The 26,935-nt window shown below is 63.2% G+C and carries 34 protein-coding genes and 1 pseudogene; 20 read left to right on the plus strand and 15 right to left on the minus strand.

Features of this window, described 5'->3' with window-relative positions; all coding sequences use genetic code 11:
* The first annotated feature begins 27 nt into the window (after window positions 1-27).
* The 17 genes and pseudogenes from AB0C46_RS00205 (at window position 28) to AB0C46_RS00285 (ending at window position 10,833) form a co-directional block, all read left to right on the plus strand.
* The gene (locus AB0C46_RS00205) at window positions 28-327 is read left to right on the plus strand and encodes a hypothetical protein (protein WP_362824474.1); all 300 of its coding nucleotides are present in this window, start codon (window positions 28-30) and stop codon (window positions 325-327) included.
* A gap of 21 nt (window positions 328-348) precedes the next feature.
* Window positions 349-1,143 (plus strand): DnaB-like helicase C-terminal domain-containing protein, encoded by a 795-nt coding sequence (locus AB0C46_RS00210; protein ID WP_362824475.1) that lies wholly within the window; start codon window positions 349-351, stop codon window positions 1,141-1,143.
* A complete protein-coding gene (locus AB0C46_RS00215; RefSeq protein ID WP_362824476.1) occupies window positions 1,140-1,562 on the plus strand; it encodes a RusA family crossover junction endodeoxyribonuclease in 423 nt (140 codons plus the stop codon). Before AB0C46_RS00210 ends, AB0C46_RS00215 begins: the two co-directional genes overlap by 4 nt.
* 42 nt (window positions 1,563-1,604) lie before the next feature.
* Window positions 1,605-1,799: pseudogene (locus AB0C46_RS00220) on the plus strand (CHC2 zinc finger domain-containing protein); the annotation flags it as partial.
* Between the two features lie 13 nt (window positions 1,800-1,812).
* A complete protein-coding gene (locus tag AB0C46_RS00225; RefSeq protein ID WP_362824478.1) occupies window positions 1,813-2,496 on the plus strand; it encodes a toprim domain-containing protein in 684 nt (227 codons plus the stop codon).
* The gene (locus AB0C46_RS00230; RefSeq protein ID WP_362824479.1) at window positions 2,493-2,738 is read left to right on the plus strand and encodes a hypothetical protein; all 246 of its coding nucleotides are present in this window, start codon (window positions 2,493-2,495) and stop codon (window positions 2,736-2,738) included. Before AB0C46_RS00225 ends, AB0C46_RS00230 begins: the two co-directional genes overlap by 4 nt.
* Entirely contained in the window at window positions 2,735-3,502 is a 768-nt protein-coding gene (locus AB0C46_RS00235; protein WP_362824481.1) for a hypothetical protein, read from the plus strand. The genes AB0C46_RS00230 and AB0C46_RS00235 overlap by 4 nt, the downstream gene beginning before the upstream one ends.
* 9 nt (window positions 3,503-3,511) lie before the next feature.
* Window positions 3,512-4,102 (plus strand): hypothetical protein, encoded by a 591-nt coding sequence (locus AB0C46_RS00240; RefSeq protein ID WP_362824483.1) that lies wholly within the window; start codon window positions 3,512-3,514, stop codon window positions 4,100-4,102.
* Between the two features lie 294 nt (window positions 4,103-4,396).
* Window positions 4,397-4,762 (plus strand): DUF2493 domain-containing protein, encoded by a 366-nt coding sequence (locus AB0C46_RS00245; protein ID WP_362824485.1) that lies wholly within the window; start codon window positions 4,397-4,399, stop codon window positions 4,760-4,762.
* Window positions 4,759-4,917 carry a hypothetical protein gene (locus AB0C46_RS00250; RefSeq protein ID WP_362824486.1) on the plus strand — a complete coding sequence of 53 codons (159 nt, stop codon included), beginning with the start codon at window positions 4,759-4,761 and terminating at the stop codon, window positions 4,915-4,917. Before AB0C46_RS00245 ends, AB0C46_RS00250 begins: the two co-directional genes overlap by 4 nt.
* 5 nt (window positions 4,918-4,922) lie before the next feature.
* Complete coding sequence (locus AB0C46_RS00255; RefSeq protein ID WP_362824487.1) at window positions 4,923-5,129, plus strand: hypothetical protein; 207 nt, start codon at window positions 4,923-4,925, stop codon at window positions 5,127-5,129.
* A gap of 620 nt (window positions 5,130-5,749) precedes the next feature.
* Entirely contained in the window at window positions 5,750-6,637 is an 888-nt protein-coding gene (locus tag AB0C46_RS00260) for a hypothetical protein (RefSeq protein ID WP_362824489.1), read from the plus strand.
* Window positions 6,638-6,767: 130 nt separating this feature from the next.
* Entirely contained in the window at window positions 6,768-7,421 is a 654-nt protein-coding gene (locus AB0C46_RS00265; protein ID WP_362824490.1) for a histone-like nucleoid-structuring protein Lsr2, read from the plus strand.
* Window positions 7,422-7,570: 149 nt separating this feature from the next.
* Window positions 7,571-7,903 carry an Lsr2 family protein gene (locus AB0C46_RS00270; RefSeq protein WP_362824491.1) on the plus strand — a complete coding sequence of 111 codons (333 nt, stop codon included), beginning with the start codon at window positions 7,571-7,573 and terminating at the stop codon, window positions 7,901-7,903.
* Window positions 7,904-9,068: 1,165 nt separating this feature from the next.
* Window positions 9,069-9,368, plus strand: a complete 300-nt coding sequence (locus tag AB0C46_RS00275) for a hypothetical protein (RefSeq protein WP_362824492.1) — start codon at window positions 9,069-9,071, stop codon at window positions 9,366-9,368.
* A 490-nt stretch (window positions 9,369-9,858) separates the two neighbouring features.
* On the plus strand, window positions 9,859-10,041 hold the full coding sequence (locus tag AB0C46_RS00280; RefSeq protein ID WP_362824494.1) for a hypothetical protein: 183 nt from the start codon (window positions 9,859-9,861) through the stop codon (window positions 10,039-10,041).
* A gap of 387 nt (window positions 10,042-10,428) precedes the next feature.
* A complete protein-coding gene (locus tag AB0C46_RS00285; protein ID WP_362824495.1) occupies window positions 10,429-10,833 on the plus strand; it encodes a hypothetical protein in 405 nt (134 codons plus the stop codon).
* Window positions 10,834-10,836: 3 nt separating this feature from the next.
* On the opposite strand, the gene AB0C46_RS00290 is transcribed toward AB0C46_RS00285, so the two are convergent.
* The 3 genes from AB0C46_RS00290 to AB0C46_RS00300 form a co-directional block, all read right to left on the minus strand.
* Complete coding sequence (locus AB0C46_RS00290) at window positions 10,837-11,409, minus strand: hypothetical protein (RefSeq protein WP_362824496.1); 573 nt, start codon at window positions 11,407-11,409, stop codon at window positions 10,837-10,839.
* Window positions 11,410-12,342: 933 nt separating this feature from the next.
* Entirely contained in the window at window positions 12,343-12,648 is a 306-nt protein-coding gene (locus AB0C46_RS00295; RefSeq protein WP_362824498.1) for a hypothetical protein, read from the minus strand.
* 563 nt (window positions 12,649-13,211) lie between these two features.
* The gene (locus AB0C46_RS00300) at window positions 13,212-13,649 is read right to left on the minus strand and encodes an ATP-binding protein (RefSeq protein WP_362824499.1); all 438 of its coding nucleotides are present in this window, start codon (window positions 13,647-13,649) and stop codon (window positions 13,212-13,214) included.
* A gap of 251 nt (window positions 13,650-13,900) precedes the next feature.
* On the opposite strand from AB0C46_RS00300, the gene AB0C46_RS00305 reads away from it, so the two are divergent.
* The 3 genes from AB0C46_RS00305 (at window position 13,901) to AB0C46_RS00315 (ending at window position 15,423) form a co-directional block, all read left to right on the plus strand.
* The gene (locus AB0C46_RS00305; RefSeq protein WP_362824501.1) at window positions 13,901-14,767 is read left to right on the plus strand and encodes a DUF5753 domain-containing protein; all 867 of its coding nucleotides are present in this window, start codon (window positions 13,901-13,903) and stop codon (window positions 14,765-14,767) included.
* Window positions 14,768-14,781: 14 nt separating this feature from the next.
* Window positions 14,782-14,985 (plus strand): DUF397 domain-containing protein, encoded by a 204-nt coding sequence (locus AB0C46_RS00310; RefSeq protein WP_362824502.1) that lies wholly within the window; start codon window positions 14,782-14,784, stop codon window positions 14,983-14,985.
* A 273-nt stretch (window positions 14,986-15,258) separates the two neighbouring features.
* Complete coding sequence (locus tag AB0C46_RS00315; protein ID WP_362824503.1) at window positions 15,259-15,423, plus strand: hypothetical protein; 165 nt, start codon at window positions 15,259-15,261, stop codon at window positions 15,421-15,423.
* Between the two features lie 72 nt (window positions 15,424-15,495).
* On the opposite strand, the gene AB0C46_RS00320 is transcribed toward AB0C46_RS00315, so the two are convergent.
* From AB0C46_RS00320 to AB0C46_RS00375, 12 genes are all read right to left on the minus strand, one after another.
* Complete coding sequence (locus AB0C46_RS00320) at window positions 15,496-15,726, minus strand: hypothetical protein (RefSeq protein ID WP_362824505.1); 231 nt, start codon at window positions 15,724-15,726, stop codon at window positions 15,496-15,498.
* A gap of 8 nt (window positions 15,727-15,734) precedes the next feature.
* The gene (locus AB0C46_RS00325; protein WP_362824506.1) at window positions 15,735-16,568 is read right to left on the minus strand and encodes a peptidoglycan recognition family protein; all 834 of its coding nucleotides are present in this window, start codon (window positions 16,566-16,568) and stop codon (window positions 15,735-15,737) included.
* The gene (locus AB0C46_RS00330; RefSeq protein ID WP_254741506.1) at window positions 16,568-16,891 is read right to left on the minus strand and encodes a hypothetical protein; all 324 of its coding nucleotides are present in this window, start codon (window positions 16,889-16,891) and stop codon (window positions 16,568-16,570) included. The genes AB0C46_RS00325 and AB0C46_RS00330 overlap by 1 nt, the downstream gene beginning before the upstream one ends.
* 25 nt (window positions 16,892-16,916) lie before the next feature.
* Window positions 16,917-17,483 carry a hypothetical protein gene (locus AB0C46_RS00335; protein ID WP_362824507.1) on the minus strand — a complete coding sequence of 189 codons (567 nt, stop codon included), beginning with the start codon at window positions 17,481-17,483 and terminating at the stop codon, window positions 16,917-16,919.
* A 73-nt stretch (window positions 17,484-17,556) separates the two neighbouring features.
* Entirely contained in the window at window positions 17,557-20,373 is a 2,817-nt protein-coding gene (locus AB0C46_RS00340; RefSeq protein WP_362824509.1) for a LamG-like jellyroll fold domain-containing protein, read from the minus strand.
* A gap of 2 nt (window positions 20,374-20,375) precedes the next feature.
* Window positions 20,376-23,561, minus strand: coding sequence for a phage tail tape measure protein (locus tag AB0C46_RS00345; protein WP_362824510.1), 3,186 nt, complete (start codon window positions 23,559-23,561; stop codon window positions 20,376-20,378).
* A 127-nt stretch (window positions 23,562-23,688) separates the two neighbouring features.
* Window positions 23,689-24,030 (minus strand): hypothetical protein, encoded by a 342-nt coding sequence (locus AB0C46_RS00350; RefSeq protein WP_362824511.1) that lies wholly within the window; start codon window positions 24,028-24,030, stop codon window positions 23,689-23,691.
* A complete protein-coding gene (locus AB0C46_RS00355; protein WP_362824513.1) occupies window positions 24,027-24,491 on the minus strand; it encodes a hypothetical protein in 465 nt (154 codons plus the stop codon). The genes AB0C46_RS00350 and AB0C46_RS00355 overlap by 4 nt, the downstream gene beginning before the upstream one ends.
* A gap of 49 nt (window positions 24,492-24,540) precedes the next feature.
* Entirely contained in the window at window positions 24,541-25,509 is a 969-nt protein-coding gene (locus AB0C46_RS00360; protein WP_362824514.1) for a phage tail tube protein, read from the minus strand.
* A complete protein-coding gene (locus AB0C46_RS00365) occupies window positions 25,509-25,673 on the minus strand; it encodes a hypothetical protein (protein WP_362824516.1) in 165 nt (54 codons plus the stop codon). Before AB0C46_RS00365 ends, AB0C46_RS00360 begins: the two co-directional genes overlap by 1 nt.
* Window position 25,674: 1 nt before the next feature.
* Entirely contained in the window at window positions 25,675-26,097 is a 423-nt protein-coding gene (locus AB0C46_RS00370; RefSeq protein WP_362824518.1) for a hypothetical protein, read from the minus strand.
* A complete protein-coding gene (locus tag AB0C46_RS00375) occupies window positions 26,094-26,927 on the minus strand; it encodes a hypothetical protein (RefSeq protein ID WP_362824519.1) in 834 nt (277 codons plus the stop codon). Before AB0C46_RS00375 ends, AB0C46_RS00370 begins: the two co-directional genes overlap by 4 nt.
* Between the last annotated feature and the right edge of the window lie 8 nt (window positions 26,928-26,935).

Consider the following 26,935-nt stretch of genomic DNA (forward strand, 5'->3'; position numbering starts at 1 on the left):
CCGTTTAAACCCGCTCAGGGAGCACGCATGCCTACGAAGCTCGACGCCCAGAAGAACCGTGATGCCGCTATCGCCCAGGTCGACAAGAACGCGGACGACGACTGGAGGCGGTACGCCCTCGGCTTCGTCGCCGAAGTGTCCGGCGTCCTCGACGACTTCACTACTGACGATCTCTGGGACCTGGGCTTGATCAAGCCGCGCGAACCGCGCGCCCTCGGCCCGGTGATGCGTCGAGCCGCGAAGCGCGGACTCATCGCTACGACCGGCGAATTCCGTGCGAGCCGCTACCGGAACTGCGCGCCGCTCCCCGTCTGGGCCGCCGCGTAAGAACCTTCCGGAGGACCGCCCTTGTACACGATCGTTCGAGCTAAGGGCGACGCCGGAAAAACCGGTGAGCCCCTTCCCGTTCTCTTCAAGACTTTCGCCGCGAATACCGTGCAGTTCCGCCGAGGGCAATTCACGATCATCTCCGCGGCCCCTGGTGTCGGTAAGTCGGCCCTTTCCATGGCCCTGGCCCTTCACGCCCGCGTGCCGGCCTTCTATTTCAGTGCGGACACCGACCCGCAAACCATGTTCGTTCGCTGTGCCGCGAACGTCTCGGGCTGGTCTACGCGCGACATCGAGAACGCCATGGAGAACGGCAACACCCGTGCCGTAGAAGCCCAGTTGGACGGCTTCGATCACCTGCGGTGGGACTTCACTGCGAGCCTCACTATCGACGACCTAGAAGCCGAGCTGAAGGCTTTCGCCGTCACGTATGGCGCCTGGCCCGAACTCATCATCGTTGACAACCTGAGCAACGTTGTACCGGACGCCGAGGGCGACAGCAGCTCTTACGTGGCCCTGGAAAAGGTCTGCGAGTACCTGCATGAACTAGCCCGCGAAACGGGCGCGTGTGTGGTAGCCCTGCACCACGTCAAGGGCGACAGTAACGACGGCAACCAGCCCGTTCCGTTGAGCCAGATCAAGGGGCAGATAGGCCGCGTGCCGGAAATGATCCTCACCCTTCACCGGATCGGCGAAGACGGTTCCCGCCAGATGGGCGTATCCGTCGTGAAGAACCGTACCGGCAAGGCCGACGCCTCCGGCCAGATGATCCTTTATCTCGATGCCGACATGGAGCGAATGAGGCTCACCGGATGATCGAGATAGACGTGATCGGCACCCCCGCCCCCCAGGGCAGTAAAAGGCACGTTGGCGGGGGTCGAATGGTGGAGTCCTCGAAGAAGGTCAAGCCGTGGCGTAACGCCATATCGACCGAAGCCCTGAACCACACCTTCGGCACCTGGCCCTACGTGGCCGTGTTCGCCACCTTCAGGCTGAAGCGACCCAAGAGCCATTACCGCACCGGTCGCTTCGCCGACCAACTCAAGGCGGACGCCCCCGAGTACCCGGCGAAGTACCCGGACGTAGACAAGCTCTGTCGGTCGACGCTCGACGGCCTGAAGGCCGGCGGGGCCTTCGCGGATGACGCCCAGGTGGTGAAGCTCTACGCGCACAAGGTCTATGCGACCCGCGAGGAAGAACCAGGCGCACTGATTCGTGTCTACCCCGTTCTTTGATTCCGCCACCCACGCGAAACTAGTATTTGGAATGTGAGGCGGATGGAGAAACCGGCGATTGCGGAAGTGCTGGAGCACTACGGAGCAACCGACGTTCCGGAAGGGACGCGCTTCCGAAAGATGAAGTGCCCGTTTCACGAAGACCGGAACGCTTCAGCGTCGGTCTGCACCGAAGAGAACAAATTCCGGTGCTTCGCATGCGACATCTCGGGCGACAGCTTCGACGTAATCGCGGACCAGGAAGGATGCCGTGACTTCGCTTGTACCCGATCCTGCGCTGAAAAGCTTCTTGGAGGAAGCTACGGCCAGGTACGAGGGAGATCTGACCCGCAGTACCGCCGCCGTGGAGTATTTGAAGAAGCGCGGCCTGTCCGAGGACAGCGCAGCCTTCTACAGGCTGGGATACGTAGAAAACCCCTTGCCGGGCCATGAGGCGGCTCGGGGGATGGTATCGATCCCCTATCTCACCAGAGCCGGGGTTGTGACCATTCGATTCCGTCGAATCGGGGACGGGGACGGGCCGAAATACCGATCCGTCCCCGGTGACCCTCCCCGTATCTACAACGCGAACGCCCTTCTCATCCCGAGCGACTATATCGCCATCTGTGAAGGGGAATTCGACACGATCGCCGCACACGAAGCCGGCGTTCGAGCCGCTTCGGGGCGGGCCGTCGAGCTTGCCCTACCGGCCGTAGGGGTCGCCGGAGTGAGCGCGTTCAAGCCCTACTTCGCCCGGTGCTTCAAGGGGTACAAGGCCGCGTTCATGCTCGCCGACGCGGACGACAAGGGGCAAGGAATGGCGTTCGCCGACAAGTTGGCCGGACTCGTCAAGAACCTTCGAATATGCCCTATGCCGGCCGGACATGACGTGAATTCCTTCGTGCTCGAACACGGCTCTGAAGCCCTGCTAGACCTTTTGGAGATCAAGCGATGACCAGCGACGAACTCGCCGACGAAGTAGGCCACTTCATCCGGCAGTGCCGAGGGCGAATCCTCGGAATCGGGGCCGAGCAGTACGAGGAAGGCGGGCGGCAGAAGTTCGAAACCATGCCGCTAGTTGAACTGGTCGTGTACGCCCGTGAAGAGGCGCAAGACCTGGCCGTTTATGCGGCCATGCTCGATATCCGACTGAAGCGACTCGAAGAAGCCCTTCGAGAGAAGGGCGTAACGCTTTGAAGCGCATTGTTGTGCTGTCCGACATGCAGATCCCCTATCACGATAAGAGGGCCGTCCGAAACGTCCTCGGCTTCCTGGCCGAGTACAGGCCGGACGAGATAGCCAGCGTTGGCGACGAAGTCGACTTCCCTCAGATCAGCCGATGGACTCGCGGGATGGCCGGTGAGTACAAGGGAGATCTTCAGGCGCACTGTGACGCCGGTAAGCGCGTCCTGGCCGGCCTTCGCGCCGTGCACGACGGTCCCATTCATGTCAGCCGTTCCAACCATATGGACCGGCCCCTTACCTATGTGCGCACGCGTGCCCCCGGCCTCATGGGCTTGAAGGCCCTCGAAGTGCCGTCCCTTCTCGACTTCGAGAAGTACGGGATCACCTATCACGAAGAGCCGTATGAGATCGCCCCTGGTTGGCTTCTCGCCCATGGCGACGAAGGCGCATCGTCCCGGATTCCCGGCGGAACCGCCATGGCCCTTTCCCGCAAGTGGGGTTACTCCGTCGTCTGCGGCCACACTCACAAGCTCGGAATTCAGCACGAACACACGGCCGTGAATTCGAAGGTGACGCGCGAGCGATTCGGCTTCGAAGTCGGAAATCTCATGGACATGAAGAGCGCCAGCTACCTGAAGGCCGGTCATGCGAACTGGCAACAAGGTCTGGGGATTCTCTACGTCGAGAAGAACCGCGTGACCCCCGTCCCCGTATTCATCCGCCCCAATGGCTCCTTCGTGGTCGAAGGAAAGACGTACGGCCTGAAGGCCGCCTAGGAGATGCCCGTGATTGACTGGACGAAGTTCGAGAAGATCGCCGATAGCGTCGCCCGGAAGGTGTCCGACGAATACCCCGGCATCGAAGCCGAGGACATCCGACAGGAGATCCTTCTTCACGCTGTCGAGAAGCGCGCCGTGTACGAGAGTGCCAACTACCCGGATGGACAGCTTCGGAACAACTTCCGAAAGATCGCCATCAGCTACGCGGGCCGGGAGCGGTACACGTACATCTACCACTCGGCGGAGTACGTTTACACGTCCTCCGAAGTGCGTCAGCTCTTCGAGAAGGCTTTCTTCCAGCCTGAGCTTTGGGAAGCCGCCCCGACGAAGGAAGACGGCGTTTCCGTCACGGCTGGCGGCGTCGTGGTCGCCCTCTGGGATCTCGACCGTGCGTATACCTCCCTGCCCGTCCTCGACGCCGAAGTTATCGCGAAGCGGTACGAGCACGGGGAGGCCCTTTCTTCCGCCGAGACCATGCGGCTCTCTCGCGCAATCGACAAGATCGTTCGCGTTCTGAACAACGGCGTTGTTAAGCGGCAGCAGGAGATGAAAGCCCATTCCGGCGCTCAGCGTCGGACCGTCGGCGCGACCGCCTAACCCCCTGAAGGGAATCCTCAGAATGCGCACCATGAATCGCGTGAAGCGAGTCGCTGTTGCTCTCGCCCTGGCTCTCCTTGCCGCTATCGGCATCGTGTCCTGCGACACGGACCGCGCGTGTGCGGCCCCCGTGGGGTTCAGCGCCCCGCGGCCCGCCCCGCGTCCTCCGTCCTTCTCGAAGCCCGCTCCGGCCCCGCGGCCGGCGCCCGGCCCCCGGCCGGTCCGGCCTGCCGCCCCGCAGCCTCACGGCGGCCACACGACCACCGTCGTTCCCATCTATACCGGGGGCGGCTGTTGAAGATACTCGTCACCGGTTCCCGAGACTGGACCGACGCCCGGAAGATCGAATTCGAGATCTTCCGGGCGCTGTATGAGGCGAAGACGCCATTCAACGACGCCGTTCTGATTCACGGAGCGTGCCCCACCGGGGCCGATGCGCTCGCCGACGAATACGCCCGCGCCACGGGCATGCACATCATCCGCCGCCTGGCCGACTGGGACCGGTGGAGGAAGCGCGCGGGCGCCATCCGCAACGCCGAGATGGTCGACCTACAGCCGGATATCTGTCTGGCCTTCATCCGCAACGGAAGCCGGGGGGCTTCCATGACCGCCGATCTCGCCTCGAAGGCAGGGATCGAGACCCGGAGGTTTCTCGCATGAACCCGTACCGTACGGCCGCCGCCATGACGGCCGAGCTGATCACGGCGGCCGAGGCCCTGGCCGCGTTCTTCGACGCGCTGAAGAGCGCTGGCTTCTCCGAGGCCCAGGCGTTCGCTCTGGTGCGCGATGTGGCCCGCACGGGGGGCGCCCAGTGATACAGGTGATCATCGACAACCCGCACGCCTACTACCCGAAGTTTCCGCGGGTGATCGAGGGCGAAACCGAAGAGGCTGTTCACCGCCAGGTGCAGCGCTGTCTGTCCGGCATGAAGGGGCAGTACGGCGCGAAGTTCGCGAAGACCACGGTCACTCGCGTTGTGGCAACCGAGGACCAGTCGGCGCCGTACGTCCTCGGGGGCGTCGAGTGAAGGCTTACCACCGCACGAAGCTCGGGCATCCGTTCTGCCTGTATCTCGACGGCCAGGAGGCGGAAGCCGTCGAGCGGGAGCTAGAGCGACTTGACCCCGAGGACTTCCCCGCCCTGACGAAGGTGGAGCGATACCTAGCGCGCGTCCACGGGGCCGCTAGTGAGTGAGTTGGTCGTGGTCCTGGCGGGAAGCCTGGCCCAGTTCCGGCAGTGGTGCCGTTCCGCCGGCCTCGACCCACATTCCCGCAGGATGATCTATGCGCGCGACGCCGAGGCCCTGCGGGGCCTTCGCGGCGCCCGTGTGGTTCGCTGCGGAACCTGGTATTTGCGGCCCGACGCGTCCTCTCTGGAGGATGCCGCCCGTCGACTCGAAGCCTGAACCGAAATGGATTCCGCCGGAAGGCTTCCGGTAGTCTCGACCCCGCACCCTCCCCTTCTCTCGCTGACACGGTGAAGGTCGGTGCAGCGGCCCCCGCTTCGGCGGGGGCCGTTTCCGTTCCCCCAACCTAGCATTGAATCCAGCTCGTTTAAACGTTGCGCTTCACTCCAAATGCTAGTAACGTTCTTCCTGTCAGCGAGACGGGGGCCGGAGCGGCCGGCCTCCGGTGGAGAAGGGGAAGAATGATGAACGTTGTTTCGGTGCTCGGCGGCAAGGTGCACACCCGTCAGGAGTTCGGTGGGGACGGCCCGGAACATTTCTTCCCCCTCTGCCGTACCGGCTCCATGACCAACCGGGGCACGAAGTACCGGGGCACGGACGTTGAGGTGACGTGCACGGTGTGCCTCTCGTACGACGCCCCGAAGCCCGAGGTTGAAGAGGCCGCGCCGATCGCCCCGAAGGGTGCTCCCGAGCGTCGCATGACGCGGGAAGAGTGGCTTCATCTGGCGATTGACGCCCTGCGGCCGGAATTCGAGAAGATTGAGTTCCCCCTTCCCGAGCGAATTCACGTCTCGGTCGGCTTCGGGTACGGCGCTAAGCGCGAGTCCGCGACGATCCTTGGTCAGTGCTGGGCGCGTCGCGTGTCCGAGGACGACGTGAACCATATTTTCATCTCGCCCGAGATGAACGACACGGCCCGCGTGCTCGACGTGCTGATTCATGAGCTGGTGCACGCGGCCGACGACTGCCAGAGCGGCCACAAGGGGGCCTTTGCCAAGGCCGCCAAGGCCCTCGGCCTCACGGGGAAGATGACCGCCACGATTGCTACCCCGGAACTGACCGAGAAGCTAAGGGAGTTGGCCAAGACTCTCGGCCCGTACGCCCACGCCACTCTCTACCCCATGGGTAAGCCGCTCCAGCCCAAGGGAGAGCCGAAGCCGGAAGACCCCGAGGAGTCCCCGGAAGAGCCGCCTGTTTCCTCCGGTCCGAAGAAGCAGGGAACCCGCATGATCAAGGTGACTTGCAACTCGAAGTGCGAGTGTGGTGGGTACGTCGTCCGTACTACCGCGAAGTGGATCGAAGTGGGAATGCCCGTCTGCCCCTTCGGGACGGTCATGGAAATTGCCTGACCCTCACCAAAGCCCCCGCTTCGGCGGGGGCTTTCTTCGTTCCCGGAAGCTATGACTTGAAATAGTGGTGCGCCAAGTGCTAGATTCCCAATGTCAGCGAGAAACGGCCTTCGGGCCGGAAGGGGAATCCATGCAGAGAACTGACCGGGCCGCCGCTAGCGTGGTGGCGGGAATTGCGGCAGGCGCCTTCACCCTCTCTTATGAAGCGCTCCGGCGCGTGTACTTGGAGAGCACCGGGAATCATGACCTTTCGGTGGTCTACCCCCTGATAGTGGAAGGCTTCGTCACGGTGGCCGTTTGGGTCGCCTATCGGCTCCGTGACTATGGCTGGAAGGCCACGGCCTACCCGTGGACCCTGGCCGCTCTGTTCTTCGCCTACTCGTTGTGGTCCAACTCGTTGCCGGACACGGTTCCGGCCCCGGTAATCCGCGGAGTGCCGTCCCTGGCCGTTCCGTTGGCCGTGCATCTCTTCACGCACTTGGTGAAGTGTAGGGAGCCTGCCCGCGTCGAGCTGGTCGAGCTGGTCACCGACCACGGCCAGGACGACGAAGAGCCCCTGTCGGATGACCCTTGGCCGGCCTGGGACCTTCCGCCGGTCACGGTCGAACAGGTCCCCATCTTCGAGGCCGTACCGGCCGCCGCACACGTCTCGACGGACACCGGGCCGCTCATCCGGTCTTGGGCGCGGCGCAACGGCTACGACGTGAAGGACACGGGCCGGATTCCCGAGGCGGTCATTCGAGCCTTCGCGAAGGCCCATGGCGGGGATCTGGTGCACGCGTGAGAAAGCTCGGATGGTGCATGACCGGCCATCACCCGACGTGCCCCGTAGAGACGGTTAGCGGAACTCGTTGCGGCTGTCCCTGCCACGCTGATAGACACGACAAAGTCACTGCGCAATTCAGCGCGAACAAGAAAGAGGACGAACAGACCATGGCTCAGAAGGTAATCACGCTCCTTACGGATGACCTCGACGGCACCGAGGCGAGCCAAACCGTGCTCTTCGCCCTCGACGGGAAGTCCTACGAAATCGACCTGAACGACGCCCACGCGGAGAAGATCCGTGAGGCCCTGGCCCCGTTCGTCGGCAACGCCCGGAAGACGTCCGGGGGCCGCGGCACCGTGCGACGCATGGGCAGCAGCAAGCCCAACGAGGACACGGCCGCCGTCCGCGCGTGGGCGAAGGACAACGGCTATGACGTGAACGACAGGGGCCGCGTGCCCGCGAACATCCGAGAGGCGTACGCGAAGGCCCAGAGCGCGTAAGGCGCGACCAGCTCGACCCCGGCCCCCGCTTCGGCGGGGGCCTTTGCGTTGCGGCACAGACCGCCTGTGCGCCTCCCTGGGCCCCTGCTTCGGCGGGGGCCTTCTCCATGCCCGCACTCGCCCCGAACGCCCCTCCACGGCCCGTGGGACGACCCGCGACCGGCAAGGCCGGCCATCCTCCCTGAACCCGCCCGGATGCTAGCACTTGGAAGACGTTTAAACGCGTGACCTTGATCACGTCGGTATAGGTTGCTCGTCTAGTTTCAATGCTAGTAACGTCAGCGCCGCACGGTCTGAGCGATCAGGCCGTGGCCGCGCACGACGGCCCCGAGGGATGGCACCCAGGGGAGACGACATGCCAAGGGAGAGCGGCCCCAGGAAACCGCCCTGCGGCCCCGGGTTGACGCCCCGGGGAGTCCAGAGAGTCAGCGGTGAGAGAACGGCCCCGCTACACCAAAGGTCCGACCCCGGATTCAGCCACCGGGAGGTAGAGAAGCCCCGGAGGGGGCGTGACGGCATACCGAGTGACAGACAGACCGGGTGAAGGCAGGCCCGGACCGGTGCCCCCGCAGAGGGGGCGGGCATGCGGCCCCTAGCTCTGATCACACATCCCGGCCCTGCGGTGAGGCTAATTCCCTTAACCGGTCCTGTAAGCGACATACCGCGACAGGCGTACCGAGTACGGCTGACAGGCTCCCCTCTTGAAGTGAGCAACCTCCATGCGTGGGGGGCCTATTGCTTGCTTCAAGGGGGGTCCAATCCACTCCACCCTCTCTAGGCACCCGAGGCATGGAGAAAGACGAAAGGCAACAGCAACAACCCAACCACCTAGCCGTTAGACAGGGATTCCAAATACTAGTAACGTTCCCCCTGTCAGCGAGAGACGGCAAGGGAAGGGTGCAGCAATGGCGAAGGTCAAGCGGACTCCGGAAGGTCTCGCAAAGGCAATCAAGGCCGAGGGATTCAAGGTCGAGTGGAGAACTCACGGTTGGCTTTGCTATCCGAAGGCTCCCCAGTCTCCGACCGAATGGATAAGTCGGAACACCGGGGGCCGAGGACAGCGCAACAATGAGGCAGTAGCCCGGCGGTTCGGGATTCTGTAGCCTCCACGGGGGTCGGGCAACCGGCCCCCTTCACCGTGTCAGCGAGAAAGAAGGTTTAAACGATGCGCGACTATCAGGCCGTTGTCAGAGTGAGGCACCAGGGCCTCAACCTTGCCGAGCATCCCCGCGAACTCGACGCCGTGACCGGCGAACTGGTCGACTACGGGGCCACGGCCCAGATGTGGGACGGCGTGACCGAGTGGACCTTGACCGTGCGCGTTCCCTCCCTGTGGGACGTTGCGGCCACGGCCGGCCGAGCGGTGCGAGCCGCGTACCACTCGGCCGGGTGGACCGTGAACGTCGTCCGAGCGGACGCGTGGCAGGTCACCGAGTGGGAGCAAGCCAAGGGGCTAGGCGAATGACTCACGCTCCGCGGCGACGCCCCGAAGGCCGGCACCAGTGCACGCAGTGCCGGGCCGCCTGGACGGATGCGGCCTCGGCCTCGCGCTCCGCATCCCCCTGCCCTGGAGTCCCGTTGGCTCATGGCCACCCGTACAGCCGTGAGCACGTCGTCTATCCGGCGTCCTGGGCATCCCGCGCGGGCAACTGCCGCGAATGGGAGTGCACCGAACCGGGCTGCCCCGGATGGCACGGGCCTGATAGCCGCTTGTGCGACGACTACGGCTGCGGACGCTGCGTTGGGCATCACTGCGATTGCGACGCGTGCACGGGGAAAGTCGACGCCCCGGGGTTGAGGGTCCTTCTCGACGTGTAGAGGGGGTGCGCCAGGGCCGGGAAACCGGCCCTTCTCTCTGCGGCGAAGCTAGCATTTGGAATCCCGTTTAAACGCTGCTACCGTCTCCCTTGTCAGCGAGAGAAGCCCCCGGAACGGGGGTGATGAAGGGAAGATCAATGGCCGTCAATCTCCGCAAGGGAATCCACCGGTGGGTGCACTTCTACGAGGAGAGCGTCACCTTCTGCCGGATGTGCGGAAGCGTCCTCGATGCGGGGGACTCCCCGGCTAGCGAACTCTGCACCGTCCTGCACGATGCACACTGCGCTTGCGACCGGTGCCGAGAGCTGATCAACGGATAGAGAAACACCAAAGGGGGGCCGGGAAACCGGCCCCCCTTTCTCGTTGCCATAAAGCGGCCCCTGCCATCCGCCACGGGGGTCAGCAGACGGCAGGGGCCTATGTGGTGCACGGCTCGACCGACCGGCCAAGGTAGGAGCCGCGCACCAGCCGGAGAGCCCCTGTGGGGCGTCGAGAGATCCCCGCCCGCCGGCCTCGGGGAAGAAGCCGGCGGGCAGGGCCTCCGGGGGCAATGCGGGCCCGTTCAGGGCCCTGCCCCCTCATCCTCTAAGGCGAACTCCCGATGGCCGCCTAAGAGGGCCACTCCCCCGCCCCGACCGTCTGAACCTCCAGGGTTCGCCGATCGGTTTGGGCGTCCGCGCCTGGCCCGACTGGGCTAGGCTCGCTCTATGGCTGAACCCTTCGTCAACGGTGACGTTCTGCACCTTGCTTGCGGTGTTTGCCCTTCGCGTCGCTTCCCCGTTGGGGAATTCGACGTATTCGAGCGACCGACGAAGGAATGCCCGTTCAATCAGGCGGACGGCCATCGGTACCTCAGCGACGGCACCCCGGTTTGCGTCCACCCGGAAAAGGTCGGGCTGCCTGCGGCTCGCTACAAGAGCGAAAACGTGCCACTTACCGCAGAGTTGCATTTGCCGCCCGACCCTTCCGCGCTGGTGCCGTACTTGCACGACGTGCTTTATGGCGCTGCACCAGTCCTACTCGACCAGCTCATTGCGCAAGCCTCAGCGGAAATCCGGCGACAGTTCCCGGACCTCGACCCGCTTGACGTGCTGCGCCGTGCGTTGAGCTGACGACTACGCCGCGGCGAAGTCGATTCGGTGCGCCTTGCCCGACCGGAGGAACCCCGCCGCCTCGTACTTGGCGTCAAGGATCTGAAGCCGTCGCTGCGCCTCGGTGTGGTCGACCCAGTAGCGCGCGTTGGGCTCGCCCCACGCGGCCATGTACGCCTTGTGCGTGAAGTCGCCCGGCACGTAGTCGTGGTGCTCCTTGTCGGTCTGGTGAATGACCGACACACCGATCCGCCTTGCGATCCGGTCGAGAAGCTGAGGCTGCGCGATCATCGCGTGCATCATTTCGTCCACGGGAACGGCGACGGGGATTTCCGTCATGTCCTCGTCCTGGCCGCCCAGCTCGTACACAGCAGCCTTGAGGGAAAGGGCCCGAAGCCCCTCCGTGAGAAGCGGACGCTTGTCGGCGTCCAAGTCCCAATTGGCGATGACGGGAAAGCCAGTGAAGCACGTCCACGCTTCGTCATACTTGAGCGCGGCGGCACAGAACGCGTCGAACTCCGGGTCAGCCTCGAAGGCCGACATGATCTCTTTCGCTCGCTCCGCTACCCTTTCGGGCGCGGGAAGGGTCGAACTCATTTCGTGTTCTCCTTCGGTTGCGTGCATCTACTAACCCGCCCGACTGCCGCTGTCCATCAAGACAACCGGGCGGGGCCTTGCCCGCCCCCGCTGAGTCTCGACAGAAGTTCGGGAGAACATTCCGGAAGTCTGACAGCGGGGGCGGAGTCTATGGAGGCGCTACTTACGTCCTTCGTCCTTCACCACATAGTTCGGCCCGCACTTATAGACGCCCTCGGCACCGGATGCGCGAACCAATGTCGCGTCATGCGTCGTGCATGCCGGCTGTCCACCAGCGTCTTCGCCATCGGCGTTGCACGGAAGTTCATTCTCCGCCATTTTGCCTAACTTCTCTGGTCGGTTGGAACCCGCCCCGGAAATGGGGGAGTTCAGGAAATGCAGGGTGGGACGATTTGGTGGCCGCCCGAGGCTGCTCCCGTGGCCTCGGGCGGCCTTCGCGCTCCCCTCTTCGTCTCCCAGACGACAGCGGGGGAGACTGGGGCCGACGGGGATGGTTGGGCCCACTGTGAGGAGCGCGCCCGGCGGACTCGATCGCCGGGGGTCTAGGTGGTATTCAAGAACGACCAGAGCAGAACCGACACGGCTCTTTACCCGCCCGCTTGGCCCTTGTGAGAGAGACGACGTGAGCCTTGGGCGAGTTGCACCGACCAAGAACCACGCAATCGCCAGCCATGTGATATCGGCGGCCACTCGGAATGACGTAAACCGATGTGGTCGTTGCCTGCTGTCCGCTCATGGTTTTCCCTAAAATTGGCTACGGAAACTCGTAATTCAGGTACGGCAACTTGCCCACGATCTCTCGCCCTTCCCTGCGGAACACAAGCAGAGGGAGCGAGGTACTGGAGCTGAGCTTGAACCCGTATTGGTTACACAGTCGTTCAAGATCATCCTTGAACCTGTCAAAGGCTGCCCTGTCGGCGGGCGTTGACATCATTAAGTTCCCAGGCAGGACGGGCAATTCACGTTGCGCGCCCACTCATAGACAGGCTCATTCGGTTCGCCGGCCCCACACTTCGGCCTCAACTTTTCGTCGGAATCGACCAGTTCATGAACCGTGCGGACCTCCGCGCCCACGGTCCCGGCCTTCACGTATGCGTCCCCTTCGACCCGGGCCCGCATCCGCGCCAACAAGGCCACTTTCTCAGTGAATTGCTTGTCCGTGTTCCGGTCATGCTTGTCGCACTTCGCATCATTCTTGGCGCTGACCTTCGGCTTACCGAAGTGAAGCGGCCTGCTCATTGCCCATCCCCTTGTCGTTACATGTTTCCCGTGGCGCCCAGCATTAGTACCAAACCGCAGAGGGCGCCCACCGAGAAGGCGAAACACCGCCAAAAGATGCGGCCGAGGAATCGCTTCACCATTTGATCGGCTCCAATATCCCGCCAGAGCACTGAGGGCATGGCACTTGGTACGTGAAAGCACAGGTGTCGCACCCCGCGAAGCCGCAGCAATCCGGGCACCAGATGGCCTGGTGGCCCGTGCACGTTCCGCAGTACGCCACCAGCTCGGGTATCGCGGGCTTCGTCGGGGCGCGCGTCGTACGGCTGGGCCGCCGCTTCCGCTTCCGCTTGCGGGTGCGCTCGGTCGTCGCGGCCGGCGGAGTCACGGGCGCCCACTCGGCCGGTGCGGGTGGTTCCGAAGCTCAGAAGTGCAACGCTCAACAGCGGCAGGGTTTCCGGTGCTACGGGCCTCTTCACGCTGGCCCGCCAAGGCGCCGCACACGTCGCATCCGGGGACGGGAGCGGGTTCGCGACCCAGCCCCGAGGGCGGCTGCGCGGCCATAGTGAGTGCCGTCCGCCCGCTCATGCCGACCCCCGAAGGCAAACGCCGCGTGTCCCCGCTAGCTCTCGCGCGATCACGCGCTCAGGGATGCGAGGCACCGCCAGCGTGGCGAAGACCCACTTGCCGCAGCCCGCGGGCTTCGTGCCGCACTTGCCGCCCCTCTCGGCGGTAAGTGCCTCGACCAGGGCCAGGCCGCGACCACTCTCCGAGTCGGCACTGACGGCCTTCCGGGCGGGCACCTTCGGATTCTCGTCGTAGACCTCGATAGCGAACATCCCGCCGAGAACGGCGAATCGGACGATCGCGCAGATTGAAGCGGGGGCATGCCGTATCGCGTTGGTCACCAGCTCAGAGGTGAGGAGCGTGGCCGTGTCGATCACGTCGTCGTTGTACTCCCACGCGGATAACGCATTGCGTACGGCCCGACGCGCTTGACCGGGCGCCTTCTCGTTGTTCATGAGCGTGATGTACCGCTCCACTCTGGACACGCGCCTACCTCCCAAACGGCGTTGGGGCGCGACGAACTAGCGGCAACGGACGTTAGGTTGATCAATCGTCAGTTGCCGTCGAGCCGATGCGCTGGCTTCGTCGGTAGCATGAAGCACAGGGAAGCCAAGTTGCAAGCGGTACAACTTACTTGTTCACCAAGACGGGTGATTGGCATATTCAGTCGCTTGCGGTCACAACCGATCGAGAGGGAGGGTGACGCATGGCTGTAGTGCAGCGACCAACCGTGCGGCGGCGCGTCCTGGCCGCGAATCTGCGCAGGTTGCGCGAGGAACGCGAGCTTCAGCAGGAGGACGCCGCCCGGGAGCTGAGCTGTGACCCATCGAAGATCAGCCGGATCGAGAAGGCAGAGTCAGGCATCCGGCAAGTCGACCTGAAGCTCCTGCTTCAGCTGTACGGCATCAAGGGCAAGGGCGACCAGGAAGGTTGGCTTGCCCTGGCGCGCGAGAGCCGCAAGCGCCGTTGGTGGCGCGACTTCGAAGACCGGCTTCCGAACGACTTCCTCGATCAAGTCGGCCTCGAAGAAGACTCGTCGCACTGCCGCGGCTTCGAACCTGGAGTGGTGCACGGCTTGCTTCAGTCCCAGCCCTACGCCGAAGCCGTCATTGGGCGCGGTGAACCTGGGCCGCTCAGCGAGGAACGCCAGGCGCGGGTGCAGGTCCGGATGGAGCGACAGAAGGCCATCACCCGCAGCACGCAACCACTTGAGACGTGGATGATCCTCGGGGAAGCCGCCTTGCGGCAGGAGTACGGCGGGCCGGCCGTCCTCCGGGACCAGTTGCGACACCTGACCGAGCTGTCAGAACTTCCGAACGTAACGTTGCAGGTACTACCCTTTTCCGCAGGAGCGTACAGAGGCGGGCCGTTCCCCTTCATGATCTACCGCTTCCCGGAGCCATCGGAAATGGAAGTGGTGGCACTCGAAAACCACACGTCTCAGACCTACTTGGAGACACCGCGTGATACTGGATACTACGGAGATGTCTTCAATCATCTCCGAGCTTCAGCGCTCGGCCCGATCGAGTCACAGTCCCTGATAAGGGAAATCGCTGGGCAACTAAGCCATTAAGGGAAAGAACGTAAATGCACGCAAACAGGTCCGAATGGTTTAAGAGCAGCTATAGCGCCGAAAACGGCGGCTGCGTAGAGGCACGGTTCCGAGTCAACGGGGTGGGCTGTCGCGACTCGAAAGATCCCGAAGGCCCCGCGCTACTGTTCCAGCCGGAGCAGTGGCAAACCTTCGTGGACGATGTGAAGGCAGGCCGGTATCCGGCCCTCGGAGCCTAAATGCTTCACGCACGCGGGAGCGTGTAAACGCACCGACCGGCCAACCCCGCGTGCAGAAACGCGAAGAGCCCCCGACCCTGTGAGGGTCGGGGGCTTCTTCGTCCGCAGGCGAACGAAATGGAGGTACAGGCTATGTCTGCATCCTATGGAGTCCAGCGGCTTTTAAACGGCCTCAGAACACGGCACGTCCGGTGGGTGCTCCCCGGAACCAGCCGTCACGGGCTGGTGTCCAGCAACGGCGTCATCGTGTGGTTTCACGGCAGCGTCCTGGACGTGACCCTTCAACGCGCTTTGGTGGAAGGGCTGGTCACCCTCGGGGCGCCGGCCACCGTGCCGGAGTACGAGCAGGGCCGGGGGCCCTGGCGGTACGAGGAGGGGCGGACGGGCAGGCCGATCGACATCACCGAGGCTGGCTTCCGAGCGGACCGCGGACGCTGACCGGTCGCGGTGGAGCGGCCTATGATCGACGAGAGCCCCCGGCCGCCCAAGAGGGCGCCGGGGGTCCGGGCATCAGCCTTCGTCCGCCAGGTCGACGTGCCCAGGCGACGGAGTGAGAAGAGCGTCACGGGTCTTCGCGTCCTCGACGCGCTGAACGGCCTCACCACCGATCAGGCCGAGGACGGCCGCGACCACGCCGAGAACCTGCCCCTCGGGGACATGCACGCCGAGGGCGGCCACCAGGCCGAGGACGGCCACGGCCAGCGCGTAGACGCGCGCCGGATGGGTCTGGAGAAGCTTCACGGTGATCCTTACTTGCCGTAGGCCAGGGTGAAGAGGTGGGCCCAACCCTTCGGGCCAATCGCTACGTCCCAGGTGGACCCCTGGGCCGCGTACTGCGGGTACTTCCGGAGGAAGAGACCCACGCCTTCCTGAGTCTTGGGGCCGTAGTTGTCCGACTCAGGGACGCTCTTGTTCATGAAGCCCGCAGCCTTCAGCGCACGCTGAAGCGACTTCGCCGAGGGGGTCGAACTGTTCGGCTTCAGCCCGCTCGGGAAGGCCGGCGGGGTGTACCGCGACGGCTTCGGCTTCGAGGGGGACGGGGGAGCGGGCTTCTTCGGGGCCATGTGCGCGCTCACACGCGAAAGGAAGTGGTCCCAGGGGAAGTTGGGCCCGGGGTCCGAGTGGTCAGTCTGACCGTAGGCCGCCGACACGTCGCGGTGACCGACGATGCCGCGCTGACCGGCCTTCAGGTCGGCGACGGACAGCTTCCGGGCCGGGATGTTGTGCTTCTGGCACCAGTCGGCCACGATGCGCGCGGCCTGGTCGAGCACGCCCTTCGAATACTGGTCGAGCCATTCGCCCCGAGACTGCCGCGCGTACCCGGCAAGCTCGATGCCCAGGCCGTCACTGTTCGCCCCCGGCGCGTGCCAGGCCCGGTCACCATCGGCGACGCAGCGAACGGCGCTGTTGCTGTCGACGCAGACGTGAGCGGAAGCCTTCGAGTCCGCGCTCATGGTTGCGAACCAATGCGCGATGTTCTCCGCGGTGAGCGGCCCCTCGGGCGCCTCCATGTCGTGAATGACGATCACGCGGATAGGGACGGTACGGCCGGGGCCGTACCACTTAGCCTGTACGAAATCCATCAGGGTGCCTCCGAACGGAATAGGGAAGTAAGTTCCTGGTGCTGAGCCACGACAAGGGATCGAAGCTCAGCTATGGCGGCTTGGCCGGTGACCAGCTCGGAAAGGTGCCGGTTCTCGGCTTCGAGTCGAGCGACACGGCCGCATAGTTCGTCTAGTTGCGCTTCGAGCCGATCGGCTCGGGCCTTTTGCGCCTCCGCTTCGCCCTTCCAAATCTCCGCCGTTTGGTTGTCGACGGAGGATCGGACGCGGACGTACGCGGCGGCCAGGGCGCCAACGGTGGCCAATGCACCGAACGCCCAACCGGCAAAGCCGATAAGTGTCATCGGGGATGTTCTTTCGAGTCGTCCATCACGCGGTGTTGTTCGTGCCAACCCAACGGGCCATAACCCCGGTGACGCGTTCGCCGGAATCGAGTCCCAGGTTTCCGCCGCTCGATTGAGTCACGAATAGCTCGACGTAATCGCCACCGTTCGTGATCAGGAGATCGAAGGTCCGGCTGATAGACGTGGAAGTCGTAGGGCCAGCGGCCTGGGCGAAAGTCGTGAGCGTGCTCCCGAGGCCAGGATCACCAGCGCTGTTCAGGCGCAAGTTCATCTGGCGATAGCCAGTCGCATTCACCTTGAACCGCGCGAAGATGCTGACCTCGTACAGGCCAGGGGTGTTGAACACAACTCGACTCGGGTTCACCGTCGTCGAGTGCATGGAATCCGTATCCCAGCCTTCAGTGCCGAAGGGGATCAACGTCGCGGTGCTGGTCGCAATCATGTCCGAGGCGATGTCACTCGACCTATAAGCAACGGAACACCGGGGCGGATTCATCAGGAAGTCAATCGGGGTCTTCGTCGCGGCCGTCAACTTCGAGGCCGTGACTTTCTCCCCCGCGAGGAAAGTTTGAGTAGCCGGAACGGTAGCCATAGCGGCCGTGACTCCAAAGGGGATAGGCATGCTGAGGGCGGCCGGCCGGCCGCCCTCAGAGCGTGTAAACGGGCTAGTAGGCCAGGACCGTTGTGCGGTCGAGCCTGCCTAGCGTTGGATCTTCGAGAACCCACACATCGGAATTCTCGGCAGGCGAGAGCGCAAGTGTGGTGACCCATTGCAGCGTTCCACCGTCGACCGACACATCAGTTTCGATGGCCTCGACGTAGTAATCGAGGCTGGATTCCGGGGCCTGGGATGGCAGATCGGAAAGCGTGATCCGGTCGCCGATCTCGACACCTAGCGCGACCATAAAAAGGCCCGGGGTGGCCGTAGCGTTCAGCGTCACCGAATCGCAGCGAACAACAGGTGTCGAATAGTGATTCAGCAAGGTATACGCAGCATCCTGAACCGCGCTGTCCGAACTCAGCCGAAGCTCAATACTCTTCGACTTTCGGCCGAACGCATCGACAGACACTTGATCCTTCACGACACCTTCGGTGCCGTTGGTCCGCTTGTACGAGACTTCATTGATGATGCGGTCTTCGTCCATCTCGAACTGAAGCCCAGGCTCGTAAGGCAAGCCCAAACTATCGCTCAGTTCGTATCGGACCGCGGCGCCCTGCCGCCGGTCGCGGTTGTGGTAGGTGAGCCGTCCATCACCATCCATGAAGAGGTATCCGGAAGCGTCCTCGGCCGTCTGCTGAAGCTCATCGAGCGCGCTCGCGCCAGCAGACCAATCCGGTCCCTGTAGCGTGCTCATACCGCCGTCATACGCCGTCTCGCCCCAGAAGTTCGCCATAGTGGCAATGCGGGCAATGCGCGTTTGCTCATCCTCGGGGAAGTCGGCCCCGCTGTTATCGCCCAGGCGCCAAATCTCGTCCAACTCAGCGAAAGTAATGCACCTATCCCAGATGGCCAGATGAGCCATCCGCCCGTTGGCGTACTCCCCATAGATCGACCCGGCTTGCCGGCCAGCGAACGAAGCCCACCGAAGGTCTCTGATGTCCTTGTTCGTTGGCGTAGGCCCTTGGTCCAGTAGCCGATAGATCCCGTTCAGGTAAACCCGCGTGACGCCCCGTTCGATCGTGACAACCACGAAGGAAGGGGTCGACGTACTGAGAGATGGCCACACCGGGAAAGTGGTCTGAGTGCCCTCGGTGTACGTCGTGCTTATCTGAAGGTTCCCGTTGGAGTCGAGCCGAATCCAGAGGAAGTCAGCCGCTGTATCAGACCACCCGGCAAAGAGCGTCGTATAGAGCCCCGGGGAGGGGCGGACAGGAAGGCACCAGAAAGCCACCGAGAAATCAGTTCCGAGCGGATACCGCCTCTGCCCGCCGTCGCAGATATCAACGACCGTGCCCTGATTGCTCGCAACGTTTGCCAGGTTGTAACAGGTAGTCGCATCCTTCTTCACGATCGAGTCCGCACCGAGAAGGGGAGTCCCCGCACCGTACTTCGAGGCGACCAGCCGTGCCGGTTGCTGGTCGTTGGCCAGGTTCTCAAGTCGCGTCGAACCCACGGGGTCACCTAGCGGCCAATATCCGAGGGGCCCCGTAGTCAGGATCTCCGCTTGCAGGGCGCCGCGGAGATCGGTGTTCGACAAGACGGAGAAGCCGTCAACGGCGGAAACCTCGACCGTGGCGGTCAGGCCCTCGGAGGTCACCGGCCACTTCTCGATGTAGCCGTGGAAGATGGAACCACCGGGGTTCCAGTCGGCGAGCGTCGCCCCTTGCTCGAACTGAATCTCGTCAATGTAGAAGTACCCGTGGCCCCCTCCGTCTCCGCCGCTCGTACCGATGGAGAGGCCGGCCCAGGCGGCGCCAGCCGGGGCCGTGACGGTCGACAGGGTGACCGGTAGCCACTGACCCGAGACCAGCGCGACAGTTGGACTGTCGCCCGTGCTGGACAGGTAGGCCCCGCTCGCGTCGTACCAGCGGACGAGTTGCTTCACGCTGAGCTGAGGTGAAGCCTCCCCTTGCCGGACCTGGACGCGGGCACTGTACGTCTGGCCGGGGGCAACCCTCGCCAGGCCCACGGGCTTGCCGTTGTCCACGTAGCCGCAGCGGATCGAGGATGCATAGTCAGCGGGTCCGTTGGAGCCACAGTTGAAGAGCACCGACCCCACCCCGGACTTGTGGAATCTCGTCCAGTCGCTGGTAGCCCCTGGGCTGTGTGACGTGGAGAACTGGGCGGATGTGTGGCTGATGTCCCCGCCTGTAGAAACGTCCTTCGGGCTGAGGTTCGCGGTCCGGACGCGCACCCGTCGCCGAGGAATCACGTACGGGTAGTAGGGCTGAGTTTTGTACCACTCGGCCTTCTCGCCGTAAGCGGTAAGACCCGCGTTGCCTTCGGGGTACGTGTCCGCGTAGAGGTACACAACCGCGGTGGCGACCCCGGCCGGCGGGGTCTCTTCGTGCGTGTAAACGGCCGGAGAGGAGTCGGCAACGAACCGCGTGCCCGCCACGAAGCGGAGGGTGCTCCCCGAGGCGTCGAGCCACTTCACTGCGAAGTAACCGGCCACGGGTGCCCCGGACGTGTAAACGGTCCGTGACATGACCCGCGGCTTCTGGTCGTCATCCACCTGGCCCACGTTGATGGAGGACATCACCGTATTGTTCGCGCGGCCGTTCAGGTCCCATATGACTTGGCCCAGGTTGCCGGAGAGGATGTTTCCTCCAGCCTTCCGCTTCCCGGGGGTGAAACGGCCATCCGAGTTATCAAGCGTCACCGAAAGGGTTCCGGCCTCGATCCGGTCCAACTCGTTGTTCCGGCCCCTGCGAACCTGGAATCCCTTCACATAGTCGCTGATGTCCGTCCACGTATACGCAGCGGAGAAGGGGCCACCGTCAAAGGCGACTTCGACAGTGACCTTCGGGATAGAAGCCATGCTTAAAGTCCCGTCCTTCCCCCGTTGCGTTTTCCGTTACGCACGATCTCGTCTCGAATGGTTGAAGCGATGGACTTCGCTAGGGCCTTCTCGGCCGTGACGTTGCCCTGAACGGTGACGTGAACCACCGGGGCAGAAGCCGACTTATCGGCCCGTGCATGGGCTATAGACCTGTTAGCCAGGCGCCCCGTGGGACGGGTGCCAGCCAGCGAGTTGACCGCGTCCTGCACGGCGTCCGCCTGGTCCTCGATGCCGAGGGCGAAGCCGAGGCCCGTGAAGTTGCCCTGAGCCCGAAAGACCCGCGAAGGGGACCGGATGCCCAGCTTCTTCTTCAGGGTCTTCACCATGGACTTCGCCATGCGCTCAATAGCCTTCGTCAGGCTCTTCTCTTGAGTCTGAAGGCCCTTCACAAGGCCGCTCACGGCGTGAATGCCCGCGTCGTAGTAGTTCCCCGACACGAACTTTCCGAGCTGGTCGGACTGCTTCCCGATCTGAGAGTAGGTCGAGTTCAGATCCTTGATCTGACTACCGCCAGCGTTAAGAAGAGCCTGGGCCATCTGGCCGCCCTCTTCCGGGCCGGCCTGGGCTATCTGATTGATGATCCCCTTGCCGAGGCCGCGCTTCGCGAGAGTCTGAAGGTTCTTCCGGAAATCTATGATCCCCTTCAGCTTCCCCTTCAGCCGGCCAATGATCGCGCTAGCCGAGTTGTCCCCGTACTGCGAAGTGTCCAAAGCCCCCATGAAAGAGCCGAAGTCCTTCGCCTTCGTGGAGACCGAAGACGCCATGTCGGCCTTTGCCTTCTTCAGATCGTCCAGCTTCTTTTGCGCGCTCTTCAGCCTGGCCGCGACCTTCTCGCGCTTCGCTGCCAGCCGGTACAGCTTGGTGTCTTCCCGGTGAAGCCAAGCATGAAGGCTCCTGTTCCTTCCCCGGCTGATCTTCCCGGCCTTGAAAGCCTGCGTCACCAACTGGTGAAGCTTCGTCGCGGTCTTCTGCACCGACTTCGTACCGCCCAGCATGCCCTTAACGAGACCGGCCGTGATCCATTTTCCGATCTCAGCCATAACCCGTGAAGGCGAGTGGATTCCCAGTGCCTTCCGGATGGGGCCAGGGATGTGGTCAACGATTGACCGTGCAGCACTCATGACCGCACCCAGGGAGTTTCGAATACCGCGAACCAGGCCCTGAATCACGTTCCTGCCGATCGTGACCAGCGCACCAGGAAGGCCGGTCAGGACGCCCTTCACCTTGCCGGGAATCTCCCGCACCGCACCGACGACGGAAGAGAGCTTTCCCTTCACGGCGTTGTAGAGAGAATGGAATCCATTCACGAAGAAGTTCTTCACAGCGCTAACGCCCGAAGACGCGTAGCCGCGAAGCCTTCCCATCATGCCGGAAAAGAAGCCAACGATGCCGTTCCAAAGTCCGCGAAAAAAAGAGCTGATGCCTTTCCACGCGAGAGACCAAAGCCCCTTCACGGCGTCGAGTCCGAGCTTAAGAATCGTCTTGAGGGTGTTCCAGACGGCCCGAAAAACGCCAACGATGACGTTCCAGATTCCCGAAAAGATCTGCTTTACGCCTTGCCAGGCGCGCGACCAATCGCCCGTGAAGATGCCAATGAAGACGTTATAGATTCCCTGGATGACGGAAAGGACGCCGCTGATAACCTGCCAGATCGCGGACCAAGCGGTTTTCACATAGCCGAGAATCGTGGCGCCGAAAGTCTGCCAAAGCCACTTGACAACGCCGATAAAGCCTTGAATTGCCAACTTGATCAAGTCTAGGTACGTCTTGAAAGTGGACCAGAGTTGAACGAGAACCGGCTGAGCCTTCGCCCAAAGCTCTTGAAAAATCGGCATCAACTGAGTCCGGAAGAAAGTCACCAGACCGCCGAGGGCCGGGCCCACAATCGCCCAGATTCCCGAAAGCTTCTGCCCGAGCTGGTCAAGGGCCGTACGAGCGGCCCCAGTCTCGAAGCTGGTTTTGATCTTCGAGCCGATAGCCCCGAGGCCCCGCATGAAAGGGGCCGCGGCCTTCCCCACCTTGTCGAAGATGGGAGAAACCTTTCTGCCAAGCCCCTCAAGGCCGGTGATCGCGCCGGCCGCCGCATTCGTGAAGCCGTATTCAAGCTTTCGCTTGAAGGTATCGACTTTCGCCGCAGCGTTGTGGTGCATGGTGTCGGCCATCTGCTGAGCCGCACCCTTGACCTTCCCGAGAGAGCCAACGGCACTCTTCGGGTCGATGGAATACAAAGCCTTTCCAAGATCCTCGGCCTGTGTTCCAAAAAGCTGCACGGCCGCCTGGCCCTGCTTCACCGGGTCTTTGATCCCGCGAAGCTTGTCCATGGTTTCCTGAAGCGCGGAAGAGGCAGACTTGCCGCCCTTACCTATTCGCTTCGCCATGTCCCCGGCATTCAGGCCAATGGCTTTGAATCCATCGGCGGTGGTCGTGCTGCCATCGACCGCGCGTATGGAGAATTCCTTGATGGCATCCGCGACAAGATCCGCATCCCGGGCGCCGCCCTTAAGACCCTGGGAAAGGATGCCGGTAGCCGTAGCCCCGTCAAGGCCCATCTTCCGGAATTGGGTTCCGTACTCATTGAGCGTATCTAGGAAGTCTTCGCTCTTGTCGACACCGTGAGTGAAGCCCGCAGCGACAATATCGAGCGCTTCATTCGCGTTCTTCGCCAGGCCGTTTCGCATCAGGTTTGCGACGGCCCGAGTAGTGCCGCCCACGTCCTGATCCATGACCTTCGAAACGGTCGCGACCTTATTGGCTATCGGCTTGAAGTCGACGGAGTTAACCGACATGTTCAGGTCGTCGTGAACGCGCTTAACGATCTGGCCAGTCTCGGCCGTCGACTCGCCGAAGCCGGAAACGTAAAGGTCTCCAGCGAGTGAGCCGGCCTTCGCCGCATCGGCTCCCGTAAGGCCCATTGAAGCCGCGGTCTTCGCGCGGTTGGAAATCTCGTCCAGGCCCTTGCTGAAGGCCATGAGACCGGCCAGGGGAAGGGCGGCCAAGACCGTAGCCCCGAGGCCGCCCAACATCCCCTTGAACTTGCCGAACTTCCCGCCCATGGCCTCGACCTGGCCGCCCGCATCCTCGGATGTTTCGGCAAGCCCCTGAATGGCGTTCTCGGCCGAATCCGCGTTACCAACAATGACAACGCGAAGCGTTCTCGACTCGGCCATTAGAAGGACTCCCGGCTAGCGTGGTATTCGTTCATGTACTCGCAGAAGGCGCGATACTCGGCGGCCGAAAGGCCGCGGACTTCGCCGGGGGTCATCCGGTAGAACCGGCAGAACGCCGCCCGTTCCTTTAGGCGTTCTGCGCGTCGCCGTTTCCCTGGCCGTCCTCGGTGCCGACCAGCTCAAGGGCGGAGACGCGAACGTTCCGCGCGTCGTCAAGGGAGAAGGAAGGGTTGTCGGCCCGCTGCGTAATCCAGATCAGGGCCTTAAGGGCCTTCGTCGGGATCTTCGTCTCAAGCTCGGGGCGGCCCTTCTCGTCAAGAACCTTCTTCCCATCCGGACCGATCACCGGCCGAGGAGAAAGAACGTCGTAGATGGCGGCGCCCACAACGTCCTCGAAATCCTCAAGGTCACCGATCGTCAGAACGTCCGGGTCAATGCGAAGGGAAATGGTCTGCGGGGTCTCGCTCATTCGGGAAAAGCCTCCGACATTAGGCGGTCAATGTGGTTCATGTACTCGCGAATAAGGGCCGGGCCCTTCTCGCGAATCGAGGGGTGCAGGAAGTAACCGGGGCCGCCGTTCCAGCCGTCGAATTGGTTTCCCCTCCAAGGGCGGAAACCGCGGGCAACTCGGCCACGACGCGTGAGCTTCTTTGCGCCGAACTCGGCGCCCAGGGCGTATGGCTTTCGAGCCGAACCCATCCGGACCGACGCATAGTTCTGCGTCTTCGTGGCACGGAGGGATTCGGCCGCGGCCCGCTGTTGGCGGGTTAGGCCGGCGGCCTTCTCCTTCGCGGCCCGGGTCAGCTTGTCGGCGACATCGAAATTCGCCTGTTTCACTTCCTGCTTCGTGCCGTCGACACCGGCACGGGAAAGGGCCCGGGTGAACTGGGCTAGGCCCTCGACATTCGCGTAAATGCCTTCAGTGGGCATAGCCCAGCACCGTTCCAAATACTAGGTTCAGGGCAAAAAAAGAGAGCCCTTACGAGATCGCCTTGTAGGTGATCGTGACGGGAGATGCCGTGCCGTCCGTGAGGGCGATACCGGAAAGATCCTGGCCGACTACTTCAAGGCCGCCCACGGTTACCGGTCCCTCATCGAACCGGGCAAAGGGCATGTCTACCTTGAACTGCGAACCGTCCGGCCCATCCCAAAGAACCGTTACCTGAGCGACAGCCCCACTCGCGAGAGCCGCAGCGACACGCTGAATGTGCGTGGTGCCGTTGAACTCGCCCTTCACGCTCCACTCGTACTTGCGAAGGTCGGACTCCAGCGGCTCACTCTTCTTGCCGCCCGACCGGATGAAGTAGCGATCATCCTTGAGGCCGCTGGAAGCCTTCAGCGAGAAGTCGTTGATCTCGAAGGCCGAACCGCCCACGGTGACCGTGCCGCCACCGAAGCTGAAGAGCTTCGTGTTGGCGACGAAAGAGGGCGTCGCCAGGGCATAAGCCCCTGTACCAGCCCCGATGGTCTCCTTAGCGAAGTCGCACGTCACCGAGACCTTCAGCAGCTCGTCAACGGCGTTCGTAAGCTCCCATTCCTTGACCTTGCCACCCTCATAGGTGAACGGGGTCTTCGTGCCGGTGTTGTCGACGCGGCCGACCTGGGCCGTAAAGCTCTTGCCGTTCAGGTCGCCGAGGGTCGCCGTGTAGGTGGTGAACCCGCCGGACGGGGCGCCGGCCGACACGGAGCCAAGCATGTGCTTAAGCCAGAAGTCGAAGCCGCCCGAAAGGACTTCCATCTTCACGTCACCCTCGGCACCCTTCGCGTTCGGCGCGAAGCGGTCCGCCCGAAGGACGCGGGTACCGGCACGAATCGCTTCGCTGTCGATACGCTCGTACTTCCCCTCAATGCCTTCATCGGTGAACTCGAAGAACTTCGTGGGGGCAACCGCAGTGCCGTAGGTGGACTCGTCCGCCGCACCAAAGTAGGAATCGTGAATGGTGGCCATTACTTAGCCGTCTCCTTCTTCGCCTTGATCTCCTGCCAGCCCTGGCGAATAAGGGTCTGGGCAACATCTTCGGCAACCTCGATCGGGTCGTCCTTCGCAGCGGTGAGCCCCAACGAAGGGACTTCTACCGCCGCATAGGGCCCGCCGTAAGCAATGGTCTTCAACTCAAAGTCTCGCCTTCACGCGAACAACCGCCTCGAACTGGCCTTCATAGACCTGATCTGACGGGAAGCTAGAGAGCTTCTTGGGAACGAAGTCGGTAGTGACTACGCACTGAATGCCGAGATTGGGGGTGGCCTTCATGCCGTCCTCGATACCGGCGGCCATGCGCTGAAGCTCCCCTTCGACTTCTTCCGAAGTCGCTCCGGAGATCTGACAGTTCACAATCACACTGATCTCGAAGACTTCTTCGCGGCTTCGGTTCGTAACCCATTGGGAATCCGGCCACTGAACTTCGCCGACGAACACCCAACGGCGTTCAGGGTTCCTACTCGGGTAGCCCCAGGTGACCTGATAGCCAGCGAGGGCCGGAAGGCCCCTGATCATGTCCCGAAGGGCGGCCTTCGCCTCGAAGGCGCGCGTACTCACTTGGCCACCCCGAACACGTCATAGAAAATCCCGTACTTGTACCGCTTCAGAACCGCGTCTACTTCGGGAAGACCTGTTTCCCAGCCGTTCCGGCCCGCCGTAGCCAGCGTGAAATTTCCGCCCTCGGCGGCCACGAAGGCCGTTGCCCGGTCCGGAATGCCGGACCGCTCGGCCGTGAGGAACGACCGAAGCCGCAGCAAGCCAGCGCGCTTCACGTCCTCGGGGACCTGGCCGAAGCCGTACCCAAAGGTGACCGTGTACCGGTCGCCCTCGGGAAGCCCGCAGGGAGCACGCACGAAGCCCGTAGAGTCGACGCCCCACCCGGTCATGTCCACAGCCCCAGACGGGCCGCTCACGGCCTTCAGCTCTGCCACATCGAAGTAACCGAGATACAGGGTCGGTGTCCCGTCCGCCTCGACCTCGACGCGCGCCGTCCGCGGCACGAACGACCGGGCAGTGATCCGCTCAAACTCGTCTTCGACAACCTCGCGGTAGTGCTTCAGCTCGGCCGTGGAGAAGCGAACCGTGTCCGCTAGGTCCATGTCCGACTGTCGGGCCTCGGGGAGGCTGAACAGGTAGCCACCGACTACCTCGAAGCCGCCCTTGTCGACGGCCAGGCCGGCCGCCGTCCAGTCGACCGTGTAAACGCCTTCCGGCAGGGCCGGGAGTGTGGCCGCCCACTCGTCACCCGAGCTGGTCGCGTCACCCGTGTAAACGGTCTGCCCAGTGGCATCCCGCACGGTCACCGACACGGCAGGGACGACCAGGGGCGATTCGTCGTCAAGGAAGGTGTGCGTCAGCTTGACGCCCCTACCGCTCAGAAACCGCACAGTGCCCC

Source organism: Streptomyces sp. NPDC048637 (assembly GCF_040650675.1).
Taxonomy (GTDB): Bacteria; Actinomycetota; Actinomycetes; order Streptomycetales; family Streptomycetaceae; genus Streptomyces.

Excerpts from the sequence above, each read along its gene's own strand:
- AB0C46_RS00265 (WP_362824490.1), top strand. The coding sequence starts at position 6,768 with ATGCAGAGAACTGACCGGGCCGCCGCTAGCGTGGTGGCGGGAATTGCG.
- AB0C46_RS00350 (WP_362824511.1), bottom strand. The coding sequence starts at position 24,030 with ATGAGCGAGACCCCGCAGACCATTTCCCTTCGCATTGACCCGGACGTT.
- AB0C46_RS00250 (WP_362824486.1), top strand. The coding sequence starts at position 4,759 with ATGAACCCGTACCGTACGGCCGCCGCCATGACGGCCGAGCTGATCACG.
- AB0C46_RS00325 (WP_362824506.1), bottom strand. The coding sequence starts at position 16,568 with ATGGATTTCGTACAGGCTAAGTGGTACGGCCCCGGCCGTACCGTCCCT.
- AB0C46_RS00290 (WP_362824496.1), bottom strand. The coding sequence starts at position 11,409 with ATGAGTTCGACCCTTCCCGCGCCCGAAAGGGTAGCGGAGCGAGCGAAA.
- AB0C46_RS00230 (WP_362824479.1), top strand. The coding sequence starts at position 2,493 with ATGACCAGCGACGAACTCGCCGACGAAGTAGGCCACTTCATCCGGCAG.
- AB0C46_RS00355 (WP_362824513.1), bottom strand. The coding sequence starts at position 24,491 with ATGCCCACTGAAGGCATTTACGCGAATGTCGAGGGCCTAGCCCAGTTC.
- AB0C46_RS00300 (WP_362824499.1), bottom strand. The coding sequence starts at position 13,649 with ATGAACAACGAGAAGGCGCCCGGTCAAGCGCGTCGGGCCGTACGCAAT.
- AB0C46_RS00340 (WP_362824509.1), bottom strand. The coding sequence starts at position 20,373 with ATGGCTTCTATCCCGAAGGTCACTGTCGAAGTCGCCTTTGACGGTGGC.
- AB0C46_RS00305 (WP_362824501.1), top strand. The coding sequence starts at position 13,901 with ATGGCTGTAGTGCAGCGACCAACCGTGCGGCGGCGCGTCCTGGCCGCG.
- AB0C46_RS00360 (WP_362824514.1), bottom strand. The coding sequence starts at position 25,509 with ATGGCCACCATTCACGATTCCTACTTTGGTGCGGCGGACGAGTCCACC.
- AB0C46_RS00215 (WP_362824476.1), top strand. The coding sequence starts at position 1,140 with ATGATCGAGATAGACGTGATCGGCACCCCCGCCCCCCAGGGCAGTAAA.
- AB0C46_RS00330 (WP_254741506.1), bottom strand. The coding sequence starts at position 16,891 with ATGACACTTATCGGCTTTGCCGGTTGGGCGTTCGGTGCATTGGCCACC.
- AB0C46_RS00205 (WP_362824474.1), top strand. The coding sequence starts at position 28 with ATGCCTACGAAGCTCGACGCCCAGAAGAACCGTGATGCCGCTATCGCC.
- AB0C46_RS00295 (WP_362824498.1), bottom strand. The coding sequence starts at position 12,648 with ATGAGCAGGCCGCTTCACTTCGGTAAGCCGAAGGTCAGCGCCAAGAAT.
- AB0C46_RS00270 (WP_362824491.1), top strand. The coding sequence starts at position 7,571 with ATGGCTCAGAAGGTAATCACGCTCCTTACGGATGACCTCGACGGCACC.
- AB0C46_RS00275 (WP_362824492.1), top strand. The coding sequence starts at position 9,069 with ATGCGCGACTATCAGGCCGTTGTCAGAGTGAGGCACCAGGGCCTCAAC.
- AB0C46_RS00310 (WP_362824502.1), top strand. The coding sequence starts at position 14,782 with ATGCACGCAAACAGGTCCGAATGGTTTAAGAGCAGCTATAGCGCCGAA.
- AB0C46_RS00345 (WP_362824510.1), bottom strand. The coding sequence starts at position 23,561 with ATGGCCGAGTCGAGAACGCTTCGCGTTGTCATTGTTGGTAACGCGGAT.
- AB0C46_RS00280 (WP_362824494.1), top strand. The coding sequence starts at position 9,859 with ATGGCCGTCAATCTCCGCAAGGGAATCCACCGGTGGGTGCACTTCTAC.
- AB0C46_RS00335 (WP_362824507.1), bottom strand. The coding sequence starts at position 17,483 with ATGGCTACCGTTCCGGCTACTCAAACTTTCCTCGCGGGGGAGAAAGTC.
- AB0C46_RS00260 (WP_362824489.1), top strand. The coding sequence starts at position 5,750 with ATGATGAACGTTGTTTCGGTGCTCGGCGGCAAGGTGCACACCCGTCAG.
- AB0C46_RS00285 (WP_362824495.1), top strand. The coding sequence starts at position 10,429 with ATGGCTGAACCCTTCGTCAACGGTGACGTTCTGCACCTTGCTTGCGGT.